The 18,502-nt window shown below is 70.1% G+C and carries 18 protein-coding genes; 6 read left to right on the top strand and 12 right to left on the bottom strand.

The window, feature by feature from the left end; genetic code table 11:
* Positions 1-79 precede the first annotated feature (79 nt).
* Complete coding sequence (gene tkt, locus AC1RQF_RS12635) at positions 80-2,107, bottom strand: transketolase (protein WP_274001113.1); 2,028 nt, start codon at positions 2,105-2,107, stop codon at positions 80-82.
* A 259-nt stretch (positions 2,108-2,366) separates the two neighbouring features.
* On the opposite strand from tkt, the gene speE reads away from it, so the two are divergent.
* From speE to AC1RQF_RS12620, 3 genes are read left to right on the top strand one after another with little or no spacing between them, the layout of a single operon-like run.
* Positions 2,367-3,224, top strand: coding sequence for a polyamine aminopropyltransferase (speE, locus tag AC1RQF_RS12630; protein ID WP_274001112.1), 858 nt, complete (start codon positions 2,367-2,369; stop codon positions 3,222-3,224).
* A 49-nt stretch (positions 3,225-3,273) separates the two neighbouring features.
* Positions 3,274-3,690: a VOC family protein gene (locus AC1RQF_RS12625; RefSeq protein ID WP_274001111.1), complete on the top strand. Its 417-nt coding sequence runs from the start codon at positions 3,274-3,276 to the stop codon at positions 3,688-3,690.
* Positions 3,687-4,451, top strand: coding sequence for a 16S rRNA (uracil(1498)-N(3))-methyltransferase (locus AC1RQF_RS12620; protein ID WP_492872165.1), 765 nt, complete (start codon positions 3,687-3,689; stop codon positions 4,449-4,451). Before AC1RQF_RS12625 ends, AC1RQF_RS12620 begins: the two co-directional genes overlap by 4 nt.
* An 86-nt stretch (positions 4,452-4,537) precedes the next feature.
* Here AC1RQF_RS12620 and AC1RQF_RS12615 read toward each other — a convergent pair whose 3' ends face one another.
* The 3 genes from AC1RQF_RS12615 to AC1RQF_RS12605 all read right to left on the bottom strand — a co-directional run bounded on the left by AC1RQF_RS12615 (position 4,538) and on the right by AC1RQF_RS12605 (position 8,180).
* Positions 4,538-5,101, bottom strand: a complete 564-nt coding sequence (locus tag AC1RQF_RS12615) for a barstar family protein (RefSeq protein ID WP_252982145.1) — start codon at positions 5,099-5,101, stop codon at positions 4,538-4,540.
* A gap of 16 nt (positions 5,102-5,117) precedes the next feature.
* Positions 5,118-5,549 carry a ribonuclease gene (locus AC1RQF_RS12610; RefSeq protein ID WP_274001108.1) on the bottom strand — a complete coding sequence of 144 codons (432 nt, stop codon included), beginning with the start codon at positions 5,547-5,549 and terminating at the stop codon, positions 5,118-5,120.
* A gap of 330 nt (positions 5,550-5,879) precedes the next feature.
* A complete protein-coding gene (locus AC1RQF_RS12605; protein ID WP_274001106.1) occupies positions 5,880-8,180 on the bottom strand; it encodes an NADP-dependent malic enzyme in 2,301 nt (766 codons plus the stop codon).
* Between the two features lie 138 nt (positions 8,181-8,318).
* On the opposite strand from AC1RQF_RS12605, the gene thiL reads away from it, so the two are divergent.
* The 3 genes from thiL to AC1RQF_RS12590 are packed head-to-tail and all read left to right on the top strand — an operon-like array spanning position 8,319 to position 10,456.
* Positions 8,319-9,356 carry a thiamine-phosphate kinase gene (thiL, locus tag AC1RQF_RS12600; RefSeq protein WP_274001105.1) on the top strand — a complete coding sequence of 346 codons (1,038 nt, stop codon included), beginning with the start codon at positions 8,319-8,321 and terminating at the stop codon, positions 9,354-9,356.
* Positions 9,346-9,924 (top strand): phosphatidylglycerophosphatase A family protein, encoded by a 579-nt coding sequence (locus AC1RQF_RS12595; RefSeq protein ID WP_274001104.1) that lies wholly within the window; start codon positions 9,346-9,348, stop codon positions 9,922-9,924. Before thiL ends, AC1RQF_RS12595 begins: the two co-directional genes overlap by 11 nt.
* Positions 9,925-9,955: 31 nt before the next feature.
* Complete coding sequence (locus AC1RQF_RS12590) at positions 9,956-10,456, top strand: CinA family protein (protein WP_274001103.1); 501 nt, start codon at positions 9,956-9,958, stop codon at positions 10,454-10,456.
* A gap of 9 nt (positions 10,457-10,465) precedes the next feature.
* Here the strand turns inward: AC1RQF_RS12590 and pyrF are convergent, their stop codons facing one another.
* From pyrF to AC1RQF_RS12550, 8 genes are all read right to left on the bottom strand, one after another.
* Positions 10,466-11,299: an orotidine-5'-phosphate decarboxylase gene (gene pyrF / locus AC1RQF_RS12585; RefSeq protein ID WP_274001102.1), complete on the bottom strand. Its 834-nt coding sequence runs from the start codon at positions 11,297-11,299 to the stop codon at positions 10,466-10,468.
* 41 nt (positions 11,300-11,340) lie between these two features.
* Positions 11,341-12,399, bottom strand: a complete 1,059-nt coding sequence (locus tag AC1RQF_RS12580; protein ID WP_274001101.1) for an aldose 1-epimerase — start codon at positions 12,397-12,399, stop codon at positions 11,341-11,343.
* 50 nt (positions 12,400-12,449) lie between these two features.
* Positions 12,450-13,229, bottom strand: a complete 780-nt coding sequence (locus tag AC1RQF_RS12575) for an SDR family NAD(P)-dependent oxidoreductase (RefSeq protein WP_492872164.1) — start codon at positions 13,227-13,229, stop codon at positions 12,450-12,452.
* A gap of 27 nt (positions 13,230-13,256) precedes the next feature.
* Entirely contained in the window at positions 13,257-14,267 is a 1,011-nt protein-coding gene (araH, locus tag AC1RQF_RS12570) for an L-arabinose ABC transporter permease AraH (RefSeq protein WP_492872163.1), read from the bottom strand.
* 79 nt (positions 14,268-14,346) lie between these two features.
* A complete protein-coding gene (gene araG / locus AC1RQF_RS12565; RefSeq protein WP_274001098.1) occupies positions 14,347-15,858 on the bottom strand; it encodes an L-arabinose ABC transporter ATP-binding protein AraG in 1,512 nt (503 codons plus the stop codon).
* A 64-nt stretch (positions 15,859-15,922) separates the two neighbouring features.
* Entirely contained in the window at positions 15,923-16,918 is a 996-nt protein-coding gene (locus AC1RQF_RS12560; protein ID WP_274001097.1) for an arabinose ABC transporter substrate-binding protein, read from the bottom strand.
* 117 nt (positions 16,919-17,035) lie between these two features.
* Positions 17,036-17,815 (bottom strand): SDR family oxidoreductase, encoded by a 780-nt coding sequence (locus AC1RQF_RS12555; RefSeq protein WP_492872162.1) that lies wholly within the window; start codon positions 17,813-17,815, stop codon positions 17,036-17,038.
* Positions 17,812-18,492, bottom strand: a complete 681-nt coding sequence (locus AC1RQF_RS12550) for a 2-dehydro-3-deoxy-6-phosphogalactonate aldolase (RefSeq protein ID WP_492872161.1) — start codon at positions 18,490-18,492, stop codon at positions 17,812-17,814. Before AC1RQF_RS12550 ends, AC1RQF_RS12555 begins: the two co-directional genes overlap by 4 nt.
* Positions 18,493-18,502 lie beyond the last annotated feature (10 nt).

The following is an 18,502-nucleotide window of genomic DNA, read 5'->3' as shown; positions in this document are numbered from 1 at the left end:
TCGTTTCGTGCAGCTTCACGTCGCGCGGCGGGCGTGGGGCCGCCCGCCGCGCGCAATGGGGTGGAGGCGGGGCGGCCGCTTACGCGAGCGTCGCCTTGGCCGTCTCGACGACGTGCTCGACCGTGAAGCCGAAATGCTTGAACAGCACGCCGGCCGGCGCCGATTCGCCGAACGTGTCGATCCCGACCACGCCGCCTTCGAGGCCGACGTACTTGTGCCAGAAGCTCGTCACGCCCGCTTCGATCGCGACGCGGCGCACGCCGTGCGGCAGCACGCGCTCGCGGTACTCGGCGTCCTGGCGATCGAACACCGTGGTGGCCGGCATCGACACGACGCGCGCGGCGATCCCTTGCTGCGCGAGCGGCTCGACCGCCTTCATCGCCAGCTCGACTTCCGAGCCGGTCGCGATCAGGATGATCTTGCGCGCGACGATCTCCTCGTCCCAGTCGCGCAGCACGTAGCCGCCCTTCTCGATGTTCGCTATCTGCGCGTCGGTGCGCGGATTGAAGGCCAGGTTCTGGCGGCTGAAGATCAGGCTCGACGGGCGATCCGCGGCAATCGCGTGGGTCCACGCCACCGCCGTCTCGACCGTGTCGGCCGGACGCCAGACGTCGTGGCTCGGGATCAGCCGCAGGCTCGAGACCTGCTCGATCGACTGGTGCGTCGGGCCGTCCTCGCCGAGGCCGATCGAATCGTGCGTGAACACGAAGATCGACGGCACCTTCATCAGCGCGGCCACGCGCAGCGCGTTGCGGCTGTAGTCGGAGAAGGTCAGGAAGGTGCCGCCGAACGGCTTGTGGCCGCCGTGCAGCGCGAGGCCGTTGATCGCGGCGCTCATGCCGAACTCGCGCACGCCGTAGTTGATGTGATTGCCGTACTGCACGCCCGGGCCTTCCGTGTTCGCGCGGACCGCCTTCGACGCCTTCCAGTTGGTCAGGTTCGAGCCCGTCAGGTCGGCCGAGCCGCCGAGCAGCTCGGGCAGCGCGGCCGCGAGACCCTCGATCGCCTGCTGCGACGCCTTGCGGGTCGCGACCGTCTCGGCGCGCTCGTTCGCGCCCGCGATGATCGCGGCCGCCTTCTCGGCCCAGTCGGCCGGCAGCCGGTTCGCCATGCGGCGCTCGAATTCGGCCGCCTGCTGCGGATACTTCGCGCGGTACTGCGCGAACGCCGCATCCCAGTCGTGCTCGGTGCGCGCGCCCGCTTCCTTCGCGTTCCACGCCGCATAGACTTCCTGCGGAATCACGAACGGCGCCCACTTCCAGCCGAGCGCCTCGCGCGTCTTCGCGATCTCTTCCGCGCCGAGCGCCGCGCCGTGCACGTCGTGGCCGCCCGCCTTGGTCGCCGCGCCCTTGCCGATCACCGTCTTGCAGCAGATGATCGTCGGCTTGTCCGACAGCTTCGCCTTGGCGATCGCCGCGTCGACCGCGTCGACGTCATGACCGTTCACGTTCGGGATCACGTTCCAGCCGTATGCCTCGAAGCGCTTGGGCGTGTCGTCGTGGAACCAGTTGACGACGTCGCCGTCGATCGAGATGCCGTTGTCGTCGTACAGCGCGATCAGCTTGTTGAGCTTCAGCGTGCCCGCGAGCGAGCAGGCCTCGTGCGAGATGCCTTCCATCAGGCAGCCGTCGCCGAGGAACACATAGGTGTGGTGGTCGACGATCTTCGCATCGGCCTGGTTGAACTCGGCGGCCATCAGCGCTTCGCCGAGCGCCATCCCGACCGCGTTGGCGAGGCCCTGGCCCAGCGGGCCGGTGGTCGTCTCGACGCCCGGCGTGATGCCGTATTCCGGGTGGCCCGGGGTCTTCGAGTGCAGCTGGCGGAAGTTCTTCAGCTCCTCGATCGGCAGGTCGTAGCCCGTCAGGTGCAGCAGCGCGTACAGCAGCATCGAGCCGTGGCCGTTCGACAGCACGAAGCGGTCGCGGTCGGCCCAGTGCGGGTTCGCCGGATTGTGCTTGAGGTGGCGCGACCACAGCGCGACGCCGATTTCGGCCATGCCCATCGGCATGCCCGGGTGACCGGAGTTGGCTTGCTGGACGGCATCCATCGCGAGCGCGCGGATGGCGTTGGCCATCAGGGAGGTTGAGGCGGGAGACGAGGTCGTCATGTCGAGTCCGGAGAACGAGTCGAAAAAACGGGGTGCGGCATCCGGAAGCTCGCTGGACAGCCGGTCCCGGCGCGCGGTGCGGCGCCGGAGGGACGCGAAGCGGACGAGCAAACGGACAGGGCTGCAAAGCCACGCATTTTATCAGATGCCCCGCGCGCCGCCTTGATCGGCGCGGGCATCCGACCCGCTTTCCGGGTCGCGGGGTCGCCTTCTATAATTCAGGAATCGGAACCGTCCGCCGCCTCGCCCCCGTCCTTTCGTGCGCACCACGCTGCTTTTCCATCCGACTCCCGACACCGTCTACGGCTTCCCGAACGCGCGGCGGCTCGCGCGGGTCGTCTCGCCGTTCCAGCGCATCGAGGTCTGGGACACGCCGCAGCTCGGCCGCTTGCTGACGCTCGACGACCGGCCGATGACCTCGGTCGGCGACGAATTCATCTATCACGAATGCATGACGCATCCGGCCGCGCTCGCGCACCCCGCGCCGCGCAAGGCGCTCGTGCTGGGCGGCGGCGACGGCGGCGCGGCCCGCCAGTTGCTCAAGCATCCGGGCATCGAGCGGATCGTGATCGCCGAACTGGATCCGGACGTCGTGCGGATGGCGCGGCGCTACCTCGACGCGGTGCACCAGGGCGCGCTCGACGATCCGCGCGTCGAACTCGTGATCGGCGACGCCGCCCGCTACGTCGACGCCGCCTGCGAACATTTCGATCTCGTCGTGTTCGATCTCACGCCGCCCGATTCGCCGGCCGCGGGCTTGTACACGCCGGCGTTCTACGCGCGCCTGAAGCGGATCCTGACGCCGCAGGGCACGCTGTCGGTCCACCTCGGCTCGCCCTGGTTCCACGCGGCGCGCATCGGCGCGCTGCTCGCCGACCTGCGCGCCGCCTTCGCGGTGGTGACGCCGCTGTGCGCGAGCGTGCCGCTGTACGGCTCGCCCTGGCTGATGGCGATCGCGAGCGACGCGCTCGACGCGGCTGCGCTGTTCGCGCACGATGTCGCGGAACGGCTCGCCGAACGGCAGATCGACGGCCTGCGCTACTACGACGCCCGCCTGCATCCGGCGCTGTTCGCGCTGCCGCATCCGCTGCGCGATACACTCGGGATTCAGCGCTGACCCGCGTTCCATCTTGATGCGGCCCGGCCGCTCCATTGGAGAAACACCCATGACCGACCCACGTCCGGCCGGCGTCCCCTGGTTGACCCCGTACCTGACGGTGCGCAGCGCGCAGGCCGCGCTCGCGTTTTATCACGCGGCCTTCGGCTTCGACACCCGCGAACTGATCGACGAGGACGGCGCGATCATGCATGCGGAGATGTCGTATCGCGGCCAGCAGGTGCTGATGTTCGCGCCGGAAGGCGCGTTCGGCACCACGGCCCGCTCGCCGCGCTCCGCCGGCGCCCCCGCGCCGCAGTCGTTCTATCTGTATGTCGACGACGTCGACGCGGTCTATCAGCGCGCGCTCGACGCGGGCGCGACCGGCGTGAGCGCGCCGCAGGACCAGTTCTGGGGCGATCGCTTCGCGCAGATCGAGGATCCCGACGGCTACCGGTGGGCGCTCGCCCGCCATCTGCGCGCATGACGGCCGCCAGCACCGCGTCGGTGCCGCGCCTTCACGTCGATCTCGCGCTGCAGGAAGGCGCCACGCTCGCGCTGCCCGCCGACGTCGCGCGCCACGTACAGGTCCTGCGCGTCGCGCCGGGCGAACGGCTTGCGCTGTTCAACGGCGCGGGCGGGCAGTTCGACGCCGAGTTGATCGAAGTCGGCAAGCGCGACGCGCTCGTGCGGATCGGCGCGTTCTCGCCGCGCGAGGCCGAGGCGCCCTACCGGATCATGCTCGCGCAAGGCATCGCGGGCGGCGACAAGATGGACTGGCTGATCGAGAAGGCCGTGGAGCTGGGCGTCGCGCGCGTCGCGCCGCTGTCGACCGCGCGCGGCGTCGTGCGCCTGTCGGGCGAGCGCGCCGAGAAGCGCGTCGCGCACTGGCGCGGCATCGTGCGCGCCGCCTGCGAACAGTGCGGCCGCAACCGCCTGCCCGAGGTCGCGCCGGTGCGCGACCTCACGTCCTGGCTCGCGCAGCTGCCGGCCGAGCCCGCTCCCGGAGAACTTCGGCTGATGCTGTCGCCGCGCGCGAGCATCGGCTTCGCGCAATTGCCGGCCGGTGCGCCGACGGGCGAGGTGACGCTGCTGATCGGACCGGAAGGCGGCCTGTCGCCGGACGAAGAGGAGGCCGCGCGCGGCTGCGGCTTTACGTCGCTGCTGCTCGGCGCGCGCGTGCTGCGCACCGAGACGGCCGGCATCGCGATGCTGGCCGCGCTGGCCGCGCGCTGGGGCGGCTGGTAGCCGCCGGCGGCGGCCCGATGTGCATGTGAAAAGGCCCGCGGACAAGCGGGCCTTCGAAGGAGCGCGGCGCGGCGGCGCCCGCCCGCTTACGCGAACGAGTAGAACACGCGGAACGCGACCTTGCGCTCGGCCCAGAATTCCGCGGCCTCGCGGAACACGTCGAGCAGCGTCTCGCGGCCTTCCTTGTCGAACTTCTGCGCGATCGGCAGCGCCTCGAGCACGATCACGAAGCCGGGCTGCGCGCCCGCCTTGTGCACGAGGTCGGTCAGGCAATCGTAGAGCGCGTCGTAGTTCTTGCCGAAATGCTTCGGAAACAGGAACGAGGTCGCGATCGTCTCCAGCACTTCCTGCTTCGATTGCGCATTCCCGCAGTACGCATACAGGAAATGCTGGCCGAGCTGATTCGCTTCGTCAGCGAGATCCTGCACGCGGAACGCGCGGATCGACTGCACGAGGTTCGGTCGCACGGTCTTGAAAAGGCTCATAGGCTCCTCATTGGCTGAAAGCCCGGGGCTCGCTTCATCCGCCGGCGCACTGCCGACGTGCGCGCCCGCATGCAGCTTCTGCATGACGCGCTGAAACAGGTTGCCGTCGCCGGCAGCGAACAGATCCGCCGCCGACGTATCGTGCGCGTAGATGGTGTCGCTCATGCCGCTCATCCCGATGTCATTCAACAATACGTTTAAAACTGGCGTAGTGGTCGTCGGTGTAATAACAGGTGTCGACCCGCCGCAGAGGCCCGCCGCACACGATGCGCCGGGCGCCGCGGTTGCGCGCGCGCGGGGTCGGCACCGTGTACTCGTGATAATAGCCGCGCTTCATCTTCGGCAAAATACGCTCGTAGTTGCCGAACACCGAACCGTCCTTCGGATAAGGATAGGGCCCGCCGGAACCGATCAGGCCGAGCGTCGCCACGGCTTCGCGCGGCAACCGGGCCGTGCCGACCGTGTCGACCTGCCCTGCCGCCCCGTTCGCCGAGACGGACTCCCGCGCATAGGCGGCGGAAACCAGACTGCCCGTCGGGATGCCGACGTTACCCATCGCGACGATCGCGAAGACGGACGCGAGCGCGCCGTTGCGGAGCCACTTGCGTGCCATGAACCGGGGTTCCCGCTGTTAAATCAAGAGGTTGACGACCAAGAAAGGCGTAAGCGTAGCGCTATTGTCCTTTCGAATCAATGATCGTTTGGGAATTGAAAGGAAACAACTTAAGACAATGCCGCAAAAAACCACCCGTTCGGGTAATTTTTATCCCAACGAGGATAAGATTGCTTCCGCAGTGCTGGTCATGACGGGTATCTGCCTCCCCGTCACTCCTCGCGGCCCGAGGGCGGCCAGACATTGTGTAGTCGATTCGGGCGGCGGCCCCCCCGCTTTGCCCGGCAGCGTGCCCGTCGTCACACGGGCACGCTTTTTTTTGTCCGGCGCTCAGCGCACCGCGTTCACGTCGGCCACGAGCAGCGCGGCCATGTTGACGATCCGCCGCACCGTCGCCGATTCGGTCAGCACATGCACCGGCTGCGCCGCGCCGAGCAGGATCGGCCCGATCGCGATGTTGTTGCCGGCCGCCGTCTTCAGCAGGTTGTAGGCAATGTTCGCCGCATCGATGTTCGGCAGGATCAGCAGGTTCGCCTCGCCCTCGAGCGTCGAGGTCGGCAGGATTTCCTTGCGCAGCGCCGCGTCGAGCGCGACGTCGCCGTGCATCTCGCCGTCGACGCCCAGGTGCGGCGCGCGTTCCTGCAGGATCGCGAGCGTATCGCGCATCTTCTGCGCCGAAGGCGCATTGCTCGTGCCGAAATTCGAATGCGACAGCAGCGCAACCTTCGGCTCGATGCCGAAGCGGCGCACTTCCTCCGCCGCCATGATCGTGATCTCGGCCAGTTGCTCCGGGGTCGGATCGACGTTCACATGGGTGTCGACGAGGAAGATCTGGCGGCCGGGCAGCACGAGGCCGTTCATCGCCGCGAACACGCTGCAGCCTTCGCGCTTGCCGATCACCTGGTCGATGAAGTGCAGGTGACGGTGAGTCGTGCTGATCGTGCCGCAGATCATCCCGTCCGCCTCGCCCTTCTTGACCAGCATCGACGCGATCAGCGTGGTGCGGCGGCGCATCTCGACGCGTGCGAGCTGCTCGCTGATGCCCTTGCGCGCCATCATCTTGTGGTACGTCTGCCAGAAATCACGGTAGCGCTCGTCGTGCTCGGTGTTCACCACGGTGAAATCGACGCCCGGCGTCAGGCGCAGGCCGTAGCGCTGGATCCGGTGTTCGATCACCGCCGGCCGGCCGATCAGGATCGGCTTCGCGAGGTTCTCGTCGACGATGATCTGCACCGCGCGCAGCACGCGCTCCTCCTCGCCCTCGGCGAACACCACGCGCTTCTTCTCGGCCGGCGCGCCGCGCGCGATCTGGAAGATCGGCTTCATGGTGGTGCCGCTGTGGTACACGAACTGCTGCAGGTGCACCTTGTACGCGTCCATGTCCTCGATCGGCCGCGTCGCGACGCCGCCGTCCATCGCGGCCTGCGCGACGGCCGGCGCGATCTTGACGATTAGGCGCGGATCGAACGGCTTGGGAATCAGGTAGGCCGGCCCGAACGACAGATCCTGGATCCCGTAGGCGGTCGCGACGATGTCGCTCTGCTCCTGCTCCGCGAGCTCGGCGATCGCGTTGACGGCGGCGATCTCCATCTCGCGCGTGATCGTCGTCGCGCCGACGTCGAGCGCGCCGCGGAAGATGAACGGGAAGCACAGGACGTTGTTGACCTGGTTCGGATAATCGGTGCGGCCCGTCGCGAGCACCGCGTCGGGCCGCACCGCGAGCGCCGCCTCCGGCAGGATTTCCGGCGTCGGATTCGCGAGCGCGAGGATCAGCGGGCGCTCGGCCATGCCCTTCACCATCTCCGGCTTCAGCACCCCGCCCGCCGACAGCCCGAGGAAGATGTCCGCGCCGACCATCACCTCGGCCAGCGTGCGCGCATCGGTCTCGCGCGCGAAGCGTTCCTTGTCCGGGTCCATCAGCTCGGCGCGGCCCTTGTACACCACGCCGGCCAGGTCGGTGACGAGGATGTTCTCGATCGGCAGGCCGAGGTCGACCAGCAGGTCGAGGCACGCGAGCGCCGCGGCGCCCGCGCCCGACGCGACCAGCTTGACGTGCTTGATGTCCTTGCCGACCACCTTCAGGCCGTTGGTGACCGCCGCCGCCACGACGATCGCGGTGCCGTGCTGGTCGTCGTGGAACACCGGGATCTTCATCCGCTTGCGGCATTCGCGCTCGACGATGAAGCAGTCCGGCGCCTTGATGTCCTCGAGATTGATGCCGCCGAAGGTCGGCTCGAGCGCGGCGATCACGTCGACCAGCTTGTGCGGGTCGGATTCGTTCAGCTCGATGTCGAACACGTCGATGCCCGCGAACTTCTTGAACAGCACCGCCTTGCCTTCCATCACCGGCTTCGACGCGAGCGGCCCGATGTTGCCGAGCCCGAGCACCGCCGTGCCGTTCGTGACGACCCCGACCAGGTTGCTGCGCGCGGTGAAGCGCGCCGCGTTCAGCGGATTCTCGACGATCTCCTCGCAGGCGAACGCGACGCCCGGCGAATACGCCAGCGCGAGATCACGCTGGTTGATCATCTGCTTGGTCGGGGCAATCGCGATTTTGCCGGGGGTGGGGAATTCGTGGTAATCGAGTGCGGCTTCGCGCAGGTCGACTTTCTGGGAAGGCGTCGTGGGCATGAGTCAGTGTGACCGGATTAGAATAACTGTTCGGCACATTGTAGCGCCAATCCCTTGCACAAAGCCGTCGATTCGGGTGCAACTGCCGCGACCAAAACGCATGAAACGCCCCGGGCAAACCCGTAGGACAGCCTTACAATGTCCATCCCGTCAACGCTTGCGAATCCGTCCGCCGTGACCGCCGCCCCGCTCTCCGAATTTTCCCTGATCGACCGCTTCTTCGCGCGCCGGGCGCGCGGGCCGCGCGCGCGCGCCGCGCTCGGCATCGGCGACGACTGCGCGCTGCTCGCGCCGCGCGACGGCCGCCTGCTGGCGATCTCGACCGACATGCTGGTGTCAGGCCGGCACTTCTTCGCCGACATCGATCCGCACGCGCTCGGCCACAAGACGCTCGCGGTGAACCTGTCGGACCTCGCCGCGATGGGCGCGCAACCGCGCGCGTTCACGCTCGCCTGCGCGCTGCCGCGCGCCGACGCCGACTGGCTCGCCGCGTTCGCCGACGGGCTGTTCGAACTGGCCGACCGCTACGACTGCGAGCTGATCGGCGGCGACACCACGAGCGGCCCGCTGAACCTGTGCGTGACCGTGTTCGGCGACGTCGCGCCCGACGCGGCGCTGCGGCGCGACGCCGCGCGCGCGGGCGACGACGTGTGGGTGTCGGGCACGCTCGGCGACGCGCGCGCGGGCCTCGGCGTCGCGCGCGGCGAATGGTCCGCGGGCGCGGCCGAAGCCGCCGCGTTCCGGCGCGCGCTCGAGCGGCCGGAGCCGCGCATCGCGCTCGGCCTCGCGCTCGCGGGCGTCGCGCACGCGGCGCTCGACATCTCCGACGGCCTCGCAGGCGATCTGCTGCATATTCTCGAACGCTCGACCCTGCGCGCCGACATCGCGATCGACGCGGTGCCGCGCTCGGCCGCGCTCGCGACCCTGCCCGCCGGCATTCAACAGCGCTGCACGCTGGCGGGCGGCGACGACTACGAGCTGTGCTTCACCGCCGCGCCCGCCGCGCGCGCCGCGATCGAGGCGGCCGGCGCGCAGGCGGGCGTGGCGGTCACCCGGATCGGTACAATGAGCGGCCTGGCCGCGCCGGCCGACGCGCCCGCCATCACCTGGCGCGACGCCCAAGGCGCGCCGCTGTCCCTTTCGTTGCACGGCTTCGACCACTTTCATGCACATTGACCCGACGCAGTCCCCTGCCCCCGACGCGCCGCCCGCGCCCGCCCGCCCCGACCCGGCGGGCCCCGACGTGCAGCGCGTCGCGCGCCGCCGCGCAACCGTCGGCTTCATGTTCTCGCATCCGGTGCACATCGTGTCGCTCGGCTTCGGCAGCGGCCTCGCGCCGTTCATGCCCGGCACCTTCGGCACGCTGTTCGGCTGGCTGTCGTTCGTCGCGCTGAACCGCTACCTGACCGTGCCCGAGTGGTGGGCGCTGATCGTCGTCGGCTTCGTCGCCGGCATCTGGATGACGGGCTTCACCGCGAAGCGGATGGGCATCGCCGATCCGGGCCCGGCGGTCTGGGACGAGATCGTCGCGATCTGGCTCGTGCTGCTGTTCGTCGCGCCCGCGACCTTCCTGGAACAACTGGGCGCGTTCCTCGTCTTCCGCTTCTTCGATATGGTCAAGCCGCCGCCGATCCGCTATTTCGATCGCAACCTGAAAGGTGGCTTAGGCATCATGTTCGACGATCTCGTCGCGGCGTTCATGACGCTGCTCGTGATCGCGCTGTGGCGCTCGACCATCAACTGACGCACCGTCCACCGACCCCGGAACCCTTGCGATGCCCACCGATTCCGTCGTCCACCAGCTTGCGATCCGCGCAGGCAATCAACTGCGCGACCAGCACCTGATGCTCGCCACCGCCGAATCGTGCACCGGCGGCCTGATCGCCGCCGCGGTCACCGATATCTCGGGCAGCAGCGGCTGGTTCGAGCGCGGCTTCGTCACCTACTCGAACCAGGCCAAGAGCGAGATGATCGGCGTGCCGCCCGAGCTGATCGAGCGGCACGGCGCCGTCAGCGAGCCGGTCGCGCGCGCGATGGCCGAAGGCGCGCTGCGCAACAGCCGCGCGCAGGTCGCGCTGTCGGTCACCGGCATCGCCGGGCCCGGCGGCGGCTCCGAGCACAAGCCCGTCGGCACCGTGTCGTTCGGTTGGAGCAACCGGCTGCACACCACGGTGGAAACCGTGATCTTCAAGGGCGACCGCGAGCAGATCCGCACCCAGGCGGCCGCGCACGCGCTGCGCGGGCTGCTCACGCTGCTCGACGAGCAGGAGCGCTGAGCGCGGGCGTCACGCGCGGCGGTGCGCGTTGATCGCGTCGCGGGTCTGCTGCGCGACGCGGGCCGCCGCTTCGGCGAAGTCTTCGCCCGACTCCGCGTAGAGGATCGCGCGCGACGAATTGATCATCATCCCCGAGCCGTCCGCGGTACGACCCGCCATGACGGTCGCGCGCACGTCGCCACCCTGCGCGCCGACGCCCGGGATCAGCAGCGGCATGTCGCCGACCAGCCCGCGCACGACCTCGATCTCGTTCGGGAAGGTCGCGCCGACCACGAGACCGAGCTGGCCCGTCTTCGCATTCCATTTGCTCGCCGCCAGCTCCGCGACCACCTGGTACAGCGGGCGGCCGCCCGTGTCGAGGAACTGCAGGTCCGAACCGCCCGGATTCGAGGTACGGCACAGCACGATCACGCCGCGATCCTCATAGCTCAGGTACGGCTCGATCGAATCGAAACCCATGTATGGATTCACCGTGACCGCGTCCGCGCGATAGCGCTCGAACGCCTCGCGCGCGTACTGCTCGGCCGTGCTGCCGATGTCGCCGCGCTTCGCGTCGAGGACCACGGGCAGGCCCGGATGCTGCAGGTGAATGTGCGCGATCAGCCGCTCGAGCTGGTCTTCCGCGCGGTGCGCGGCGAAATAGGCGATCTGCGGCTTGAAGGCGCTCGCGTACGGTGCGGTCGCGTCGACGATCTCGCGGCAGAAATCGAAGATCGCGTCCGGCTGGTTCGCGAACTGGGCGGGAAAACGGCTCGGCTCGGGATCGAGACCGACGCACAGCAGCGAATCCGTACGTTGCCACGCGGCGCGCAGCGAATCGATGAAAGTAAGCGGGGAAGACATGACGGGCACTCGCGGCAAACCAGTTGGAGGAAGCCCGTATTTTACCCGCCCCGCCGCCCCGCCTCGCGCGCGTGCCACGCCGCGCGCGCATCGGTGCGCGCGACGCCGAAGCTGAACCGGCGCGCGAGCCGCTCGCCGGGCGCGAGCAGCGTCATCCCGTGGGCGGCCGCGCCGCCCGGCAGGTTCACCGCATTGATCGGATGGTCGACCGGCTCGAAGCAAAAGAAATCCTCGCCGCGCGGCGTATACAGCACGTAGCAGTCGGTGTCGGCCGACACCGTCAGCGCCAGGCCGCGGCGCGGCCACGCGATCGTCGCGCGGCCGCCCCAGCCCGTGAACGCGTGGTTCACGAGCTGCTCGGGCAGCGGATACGCGATCCCGAACTGCCAGGCGGGCGGCACGCTCACGTGCCGCTCGGGCAGCCAGTCGGGCCGCGCGAGCCACAGCCCGCTCGCCGCCGCCGCGAGTTCCGTCGCGTCGTCGCGCACCACGAACGGATGCAGCCCGAGCCCGAACGGCAGCCGCTGCCGGCCGACGTTCTCGATCGCGAGCGTGATCGACAACTGCGCGCCGTCGAGCGTGAATACCTGGGTCGCATGGTACGCGTACGGCCGCCCGTCGCGCCGGTCGAGCGACAGCTGCAGCGCGGTGTCGCTCGCCGCCTCCACCCGCCAGCGCGCGAGCCAGCCGTCACCGTGGATCGGCCAGCGCTCGTCCGCGCGGTTGCGCGCCACCTCGACCTCGCGGCCGTCGCAGCGAAAGCGCCCGTCGCCGATCCGGTTCGAATACGGCAGCAGCGGATAGCAGGCGAGCGCGTTCGGATCGGTGTCCTCGCGCGGCGTCGCGCAGTGCCGGAACAGCGGCGTCGGCGCGCCGTCGCCGCGCCAGTCGAAACGCGTGACGCCGCCGCCCAGGTGCGGCGCGACGTCGAGCCGCAGCTCGGGCGTCGCGAGCGTGACGACCGACGCATCGGGCGCGCCGACGCCTTGCGCGACCGCGGCCGTCTGCGGGCCCGGGCTGACGGGTTGCGCGGCGGCCGCGAGCCGCGCGCGGCGCGTCTGCGTGGTCGAATCGAAGGCGCGGGAGGCGGTGCCGGTCATCAGAAGCTCCTCGTCAGTCAGCAGTCGGCCGGGCCCGGCCGGTGCGGCGTTCAGGCCCAGCCGCCGTCCACCACCAGGTCCTGCGCGGTGATCATGCGGCTGTCGTCGGCCGCGAGAAACAGCGCCATGCGCGCGAGATCGGCGGGCAGCAGCTCGGCGCCCAGGCACTGGCCGGCCTGGATGGCCGCCCGCCCCGCATCGTCGAGCCACAGGCGGCGCTGCTTGTCGGTCATCACCCAGCCCGGCACCAGCGTGTTCACGCGGATCCCGAACGGCCCCAGCTCGCGCGCGAGGCCGCGCGTGAGCCCCTGCACCGCCGCCTTCGCCATCGTATAGACCGGGTAGCCGCCGTTCTTCAGCATCCAGCTGATCGAGCCGAGATTGATGATCGAGCCGCCGCCCAGCTGCTTCATGTCGTCGATCACGGCCTGCGCGGCGAAGAACTGGTGCCGCAGATTCACCGCGATGCCCGCGTCGAACGATGCGGGCGTCACGTCCGCGAGCGCATGCCGCACGTCGTTCGCCGCGTTGTTGACCAGCACCGCGAGCGGGCCGCAGCGTGCGCGCGCGGCCTCGACCGCGCGCCGCAGCGCATCGGTGTCGGTCAGGTCGCAGGCGGCGAACAGCGGCGCATGGCGCGCGCCGGCGAGCCGCGCGGCGAGCGCATCGCCCGCCTGCGCGTCGAGGTCGACGAACGCGACGCGCGCGCCCTGCTGCGCGAAATGCTCGACAAAGGCCGCGCCGATGCCGGTCGCGCCGCCCGTGATCAGCACGGCGCGGTCGACGAGGCTCGGATAGCGCGCGTCGCGGACGGAAGCTTCTGGGGTCATGCCGGGTCTCCTGGGAGCGGCGCGCGTTCAGTCGCGCGCGCCGCGATTCTTCAATTGATCGAGCAGCACGGCCGCGAGCAGGATCGCGCCGCGCACGAGGTACTGGTAGAACGCGTCGATGTTGAGCAGGTTCATGACGTTCTCGACCGTGCCCATGATCAGCACGCCGATCACGACGCCCGAGATCGTCGCGCGCCCGCCGAGCAGCGACACGCCGCCCAGCACGCACGCGGAGATCACGTTCAGCTCGAAGCCCTGCGCGGCGTTCGGCTGGCCGGAGGTGATCCGCGACGCGAGGATCACGCCCGCGAGCGCGGTCACCGCGCCCTGGACCAGGAAGATCCACACCCGGGTGCGCTCGACGTTGATCCCGGCGAGGCGCGACGCCTCGGGATTGCCGCCGATCGCGAGCGTGTTGCGACCGTACACGGTCTGATTCAGCATCACGCCGAACACGATGAAGCACAGCAGGGTGACCCAGATCGGCAGCGACACCCCGAACAGCGTGAGGCCGCCCAGCGCGATGAAGGTGTCCGACGACACGCCGACCGCCTGCCCCTTCGACACGATGAAGCCGAGCCCGCGCACGATCTCCATCGTCGCGAGCGTGGTGATCAGCGCGTTGATCCGCAGATAGGCGATCACCGCGCCGTTGACGAAGCCGATCGCGGCGCCGGCCGCGACCGCCGCGACGATCGCGACGAAGGTGTTGTCGGTCGCGTTCAGCACCATCGCGCACAGCACCCCCGAGAACGCGACGGTCGAGCCGATCGACAGGTCGAAGTCGCGCGACGCGAGGCAGAACATCATGGTGCACGCGACCATGCCGATCTGCGAGATCGACAGCGCGAGGCCGAGCATGTTGTCGATCGAGAAGAAGTGATCGACCGTCAGCGACATCGTGGCGAACATCACCACGAAGATCGCGATCAGGCTGTAGTCGCCGAGCAGCTGCCCCCAGGCGTGCCGGCGCGCGGGCTGGGCATCGTCGGCGGCCGGATGCGGCGCGGCTTGCGGAAGGTTTTCTCTGACTTGCATGGTTCTCGCTCCTGCGTCGCGCGGCCCTGCCGCGCGGTATCGTCCGTTCATGCCCGCGTCGCGCGCGGGCCGCCTGCCATCACGCGGCGCGCGCCGCCGGCCCCTGCGGCAGCGCGAGGTTCAGCACCGCCTGCTCGCTCGCCTGCGCGCGCGCCAGTTCGCCCGCGATGCGCCCCTCGCGCATCACGACGATGCGATCCGACACGCCCAGCACCTCGGGCAGCTCGGACGACACCATCACGATCGCGCAGCCGCGCGCCGCGAGTTCGTACATCACCTGATAGATCTCGTGTTTCGCGCCGACATCGATGCCGCGCGTCGGCTCGTCGAGGATCACGACCTTGAGGTCCGGCTCCGCGAGCCAGCGCGACAGGATCGCCTTCTGCTGGTTGCCGCCCGACAGGAAGCGGATCTTCTGGCGGCGGCTCGGCGTCTTGATCCGCAAGAGCGCGATGAAGCGCTCGGCGGTCTCGGCCTCGCGGCGCCGGTCGAGGAACATGCCCGCGCGCAGCGTGTGGCGGCGGCAGCTGATGTTGATGTTCTCCGCGACCGTCGCCATCGCGATGATCCCTTCCTCCTTGCGGTCCTCGGGACACAGCACGATCCCGTTCCGGATCGCGTCGCCGGTGCGCTTCACGTCGATCGGCGCGCCGTCGAGCAGCAGCGCGCCGCCGCGCTTGCGATCGGCGCCGTAGACGAGCCGCATCAGCTCGCTGCGCCCCGCGCCGACGAGACCGAAGAAGCCGACGATCTCGCCCGCGCGCGCCTCGAAGCTCGCCGGCTCGCGCAGCGCCTCGCCATCGAGCGCGCGCACCGCGAGCCGCACCTCGCCGAGCGGGCGCGGCGCGTAATGGTAGATGTCGCTGATCTCGCGCCCGACCATCTGGCTCACCAGCGTGTCGCGCGACACGCCGGCGAGCGCGGTGTGCGACGCGACCAGCCGACCGTCGCGGAAGATCGTGCAGGCGTCGCACAGCCGGTAGATCTCGTCCATCCGGTGCGAGATGTAGATCAGCGCGCGGCCGTCGCGGCGCAGATCGTCGACGAGCTTGAACAGCACCTCGGTCTCGCGGTGCGACAGCGAGCTGGTCGGTTCGTCGAGCGCGATCACGCGCGCGTTGCGCAGCAGCGCCTTGCAGATCTCGACCATCTGGCGCTGCGCGATCGACAGCCGGCGCAGCTTCGCGCGCGGATCGAGGTCGACGCCCATCGCCGCGAGCCGCTCGCGCACGAAGCGCTGCGCGTCGCCCTTGCGCACCCAGCCGAGGCGGCTCGGCAGCCGGCCGAGCAGCAGGTTCTCGGCCACGGTGAGATCGGGCACGTACTGCAGTTCCTGGTGAATCACCGCGACGCCCGCCGCGATCGACGCGGCGGCGCTCGGAAACCGCACCGCCTGCCCGTCGACCCGCACGCTGCCCGCGTCCGGCTGATACTCGCCGCCGAGAATCTTCAGGAGCGTCGACTTGCCCGCGCCGTTCTCGCCCATCAGGCCATGCACCTGCCCCGCGTGCACCTCGAACGAAATGCCGTCGAGCGCGCGCACGCCGGGAAAGCGCTTGCCGATATTGTCAAAACAGAGTGCCGCCGTCACGTCGCCTCCACTGTCCCGATGCCCGGGCCGCGCGCCGCCCGCGAGGGCCGCGCGCGGCCGTCCCTTACTTCGACGCCAGCCCCATCTTCTCGCGCACCTCGCCGACGTTGTCGCGCGTCGCGAGCATGCCGCTCGTGAGCGTCAGCGCGGGCGGCGCCTTGCCCGTGGTGATCCAGGCGTACATCAGGTCGGTGGTTTCCTCGCCATGGCGCTTCGGGCTGATGATCACGGTGCCGTAGAAGCCCGTGGGCTGCGGCTTCTTGAACTCGTTCAGCGCGGAGTCGGACCCGCCGATGCCGATCCCGATCATGTCGGCCGCCTTGAAGCCGCGCCCCTCGGCCGCGCGCACCGCGCCCAGCACCGCCTCGTCGTTGAGACCGTAGGCGATCCAGTGCTTGAACTGCGGATTCTTGGTGAGCGCGATGTTGGCCGCGTTGAAGGCGTTCTCGGTGTCGGTCCTGGCCTGCGGCGCGGCGACCACGTTCGCCTTCGGGAAGCCCGCCGCGACGAGCGCGTCGGTCGCGCCCGCGGTGCGGTCGTGCGCGGTCGGCAGCTGCTCGTAGGTGATGTCGATCGCGCCGACCTCGCTCATGTTCCAGCCGCGCCGCTTGATCTCGGCGGCGATGCCCTCGCCGGCCTGCTTGCCGATGTTGTAGGCGGAGATGCCCATGTGCGGCACCGCCTCGATCGGCTTGCCCGCGCCGTCGACGAGACGGTCGTCGACGGTCATCAGCTTGAGCCCGTGCGACTTCGCCTTCGCGACGATGCCCGGGCCCAGCTTCACGTCGGGCGTGCAGATGATGAAGCCCTGCGCCTTCTGCGCGGCGAGGTTGTCGATCGCGCTCATCACCTTCTCGCCGGACGGCGCGCCGATCTTCACGAGCGTGAAGCCCTTCTGCTGCGCGGCCAGCTCGGCGAACTTCCATTCGTCCTGGAACCACGGCTCCTCGGGCTGCTTGACCAGGAAGCCGATCTTCACCGGGTCCGCCGCGTGCGCGAGGGGGCCGCCCGCCAGCACCGCGCATGCGGCCGCCAGCGTCACAAACACTCTGCGTTTCATCTCGCCTGTCTCCTTGTCTCAATCCAATCGGATCCGGCCGCTTCTTTCTGTCGGCCCCGGCGCGCGCGCGGCCGTCGCGCGCCGGGTGCGGCGGCCCCGTCGGGCCGCCGGCTCGGCTCAATCGTGGTACAGCGCGGCGCGCCCGCCGTCGATCGTGATGCAGGTCGCGTTGATGAACGGCGCCTCGTCGGATGCGAGGAAGACGGCCGTCATCGCGACTTCGTCCGGCCGGCCGATGCGCCGCATCGGCTGGAGCGCGAGCGTGCGCGCGCGCGCGGCCGCCGGGTCGGGCTGGCCGTCCCACCAGTCGCGCGTGAGCGCGGTGTCGATGTAGCCGGGCGCGAGCGCGTTCACGCGCACGTTGCGCGGCGCGTATTCGATGCCGAGCGCGCGCGTGAGCCCGAGCACGCCGTGCTTCGCGACCGGGTACGGAAAGCAGCCCGGGATGATCGAGAACGCGTGCGTCGATGCGATGTTCACGATGCTGCCGCGGCCGCGCTCGGTCATGCCCGGCAGCGCCGCGCGGCAGCCGTTCCAGACGCCGTCGAGATCCACCGCGAAGCAGCGGCGCCAGTCGTCCTCGCTGAGCGCGAGCGGCTCGCTGAACACGTTGACGCCCGCATTGTTGACGAGGATGTCGAGCGGACCGAACGCCTGCTCCGTCTCGGCCACCGCGTCGCGCACCGCCTCCGCGCGCGTGACGTCGACGCCGAGCGCGCGCACCCGCGCGCCGGGCACCGCGCGCTCGATCGCGGCGGCCGTCTCCCGGCCGCGCGCGTGATCGAGTTCCGCGAGCGCGACGGCCGCCCCCTCGCGCGCGAACGCGAGCGCGATCGCCGCGCCGATTCCGCGTCCCGCGCCGGTGACGAAGGCCGTCTTGCCCGCGAGGCGATTCATCGCGCCGCCCCGCGCCGGGCGATGCGCAGCCCGTTGACGTAGGCGCGCGCCTGCGCGGCGGTCGCCGCGCTCGCCTGGCCCGGCCGGTACAGCGCCGAGCCGAGGCCGAAGCCGTTCGCGCCCGCGGCCAGGTACGGGCCCAGGTTGTCGGGCGTCACGCCGCCCACCGGCACGAGCGGCACCGCCGCGTCGATCACCGCGCGCCACGCCTTCACCGCGACCGGGCCCAGCAGCTCGGCCGGGAACATCTTCAGCGCGTCCGCGCCGGCCTTGAGCGCCGCGAACGCCTCGGTCGGCGTCGCGACGCCGGGCGTGCACGCGAGCCCGAGCGCCTTCGCGCGACGAATCACGTCGAGGTCCGCGTGCGGCATCACGATCAGCGCGCCGCCCGCGTCGCGCACCGCATCGACCTGCTCGACGCACAGCACGGTGCCCGCGCCGATCAGCGCATCGGCCGGCAGCGCGGCGCGCAGCGCGGCGATGCTCGCGAGCGGTTCGGGCGAATTGAGCGGCACCTCGATGAGACGGAAACCTGCTTCGTACAGCGCGACGCCATGCTGCGCGGCCTCGCCCGGCGTGACGCCGCGCAGGATCGCGATCAGCGGGCACGCGGCGAAGGCTTGCATCAGGCCCGCGTGCGGCGCGTACGGCGCGGGCAGGTTCGGTTCGGCTGACATCGTTTCGGAT

It is taken from the genome of Burkholderia sp. GW821-FHT14F03, assembly GCF_058803765.1.
This window is presented reverse-complemented; position numbering and strand designations above follow the sequence as displayed.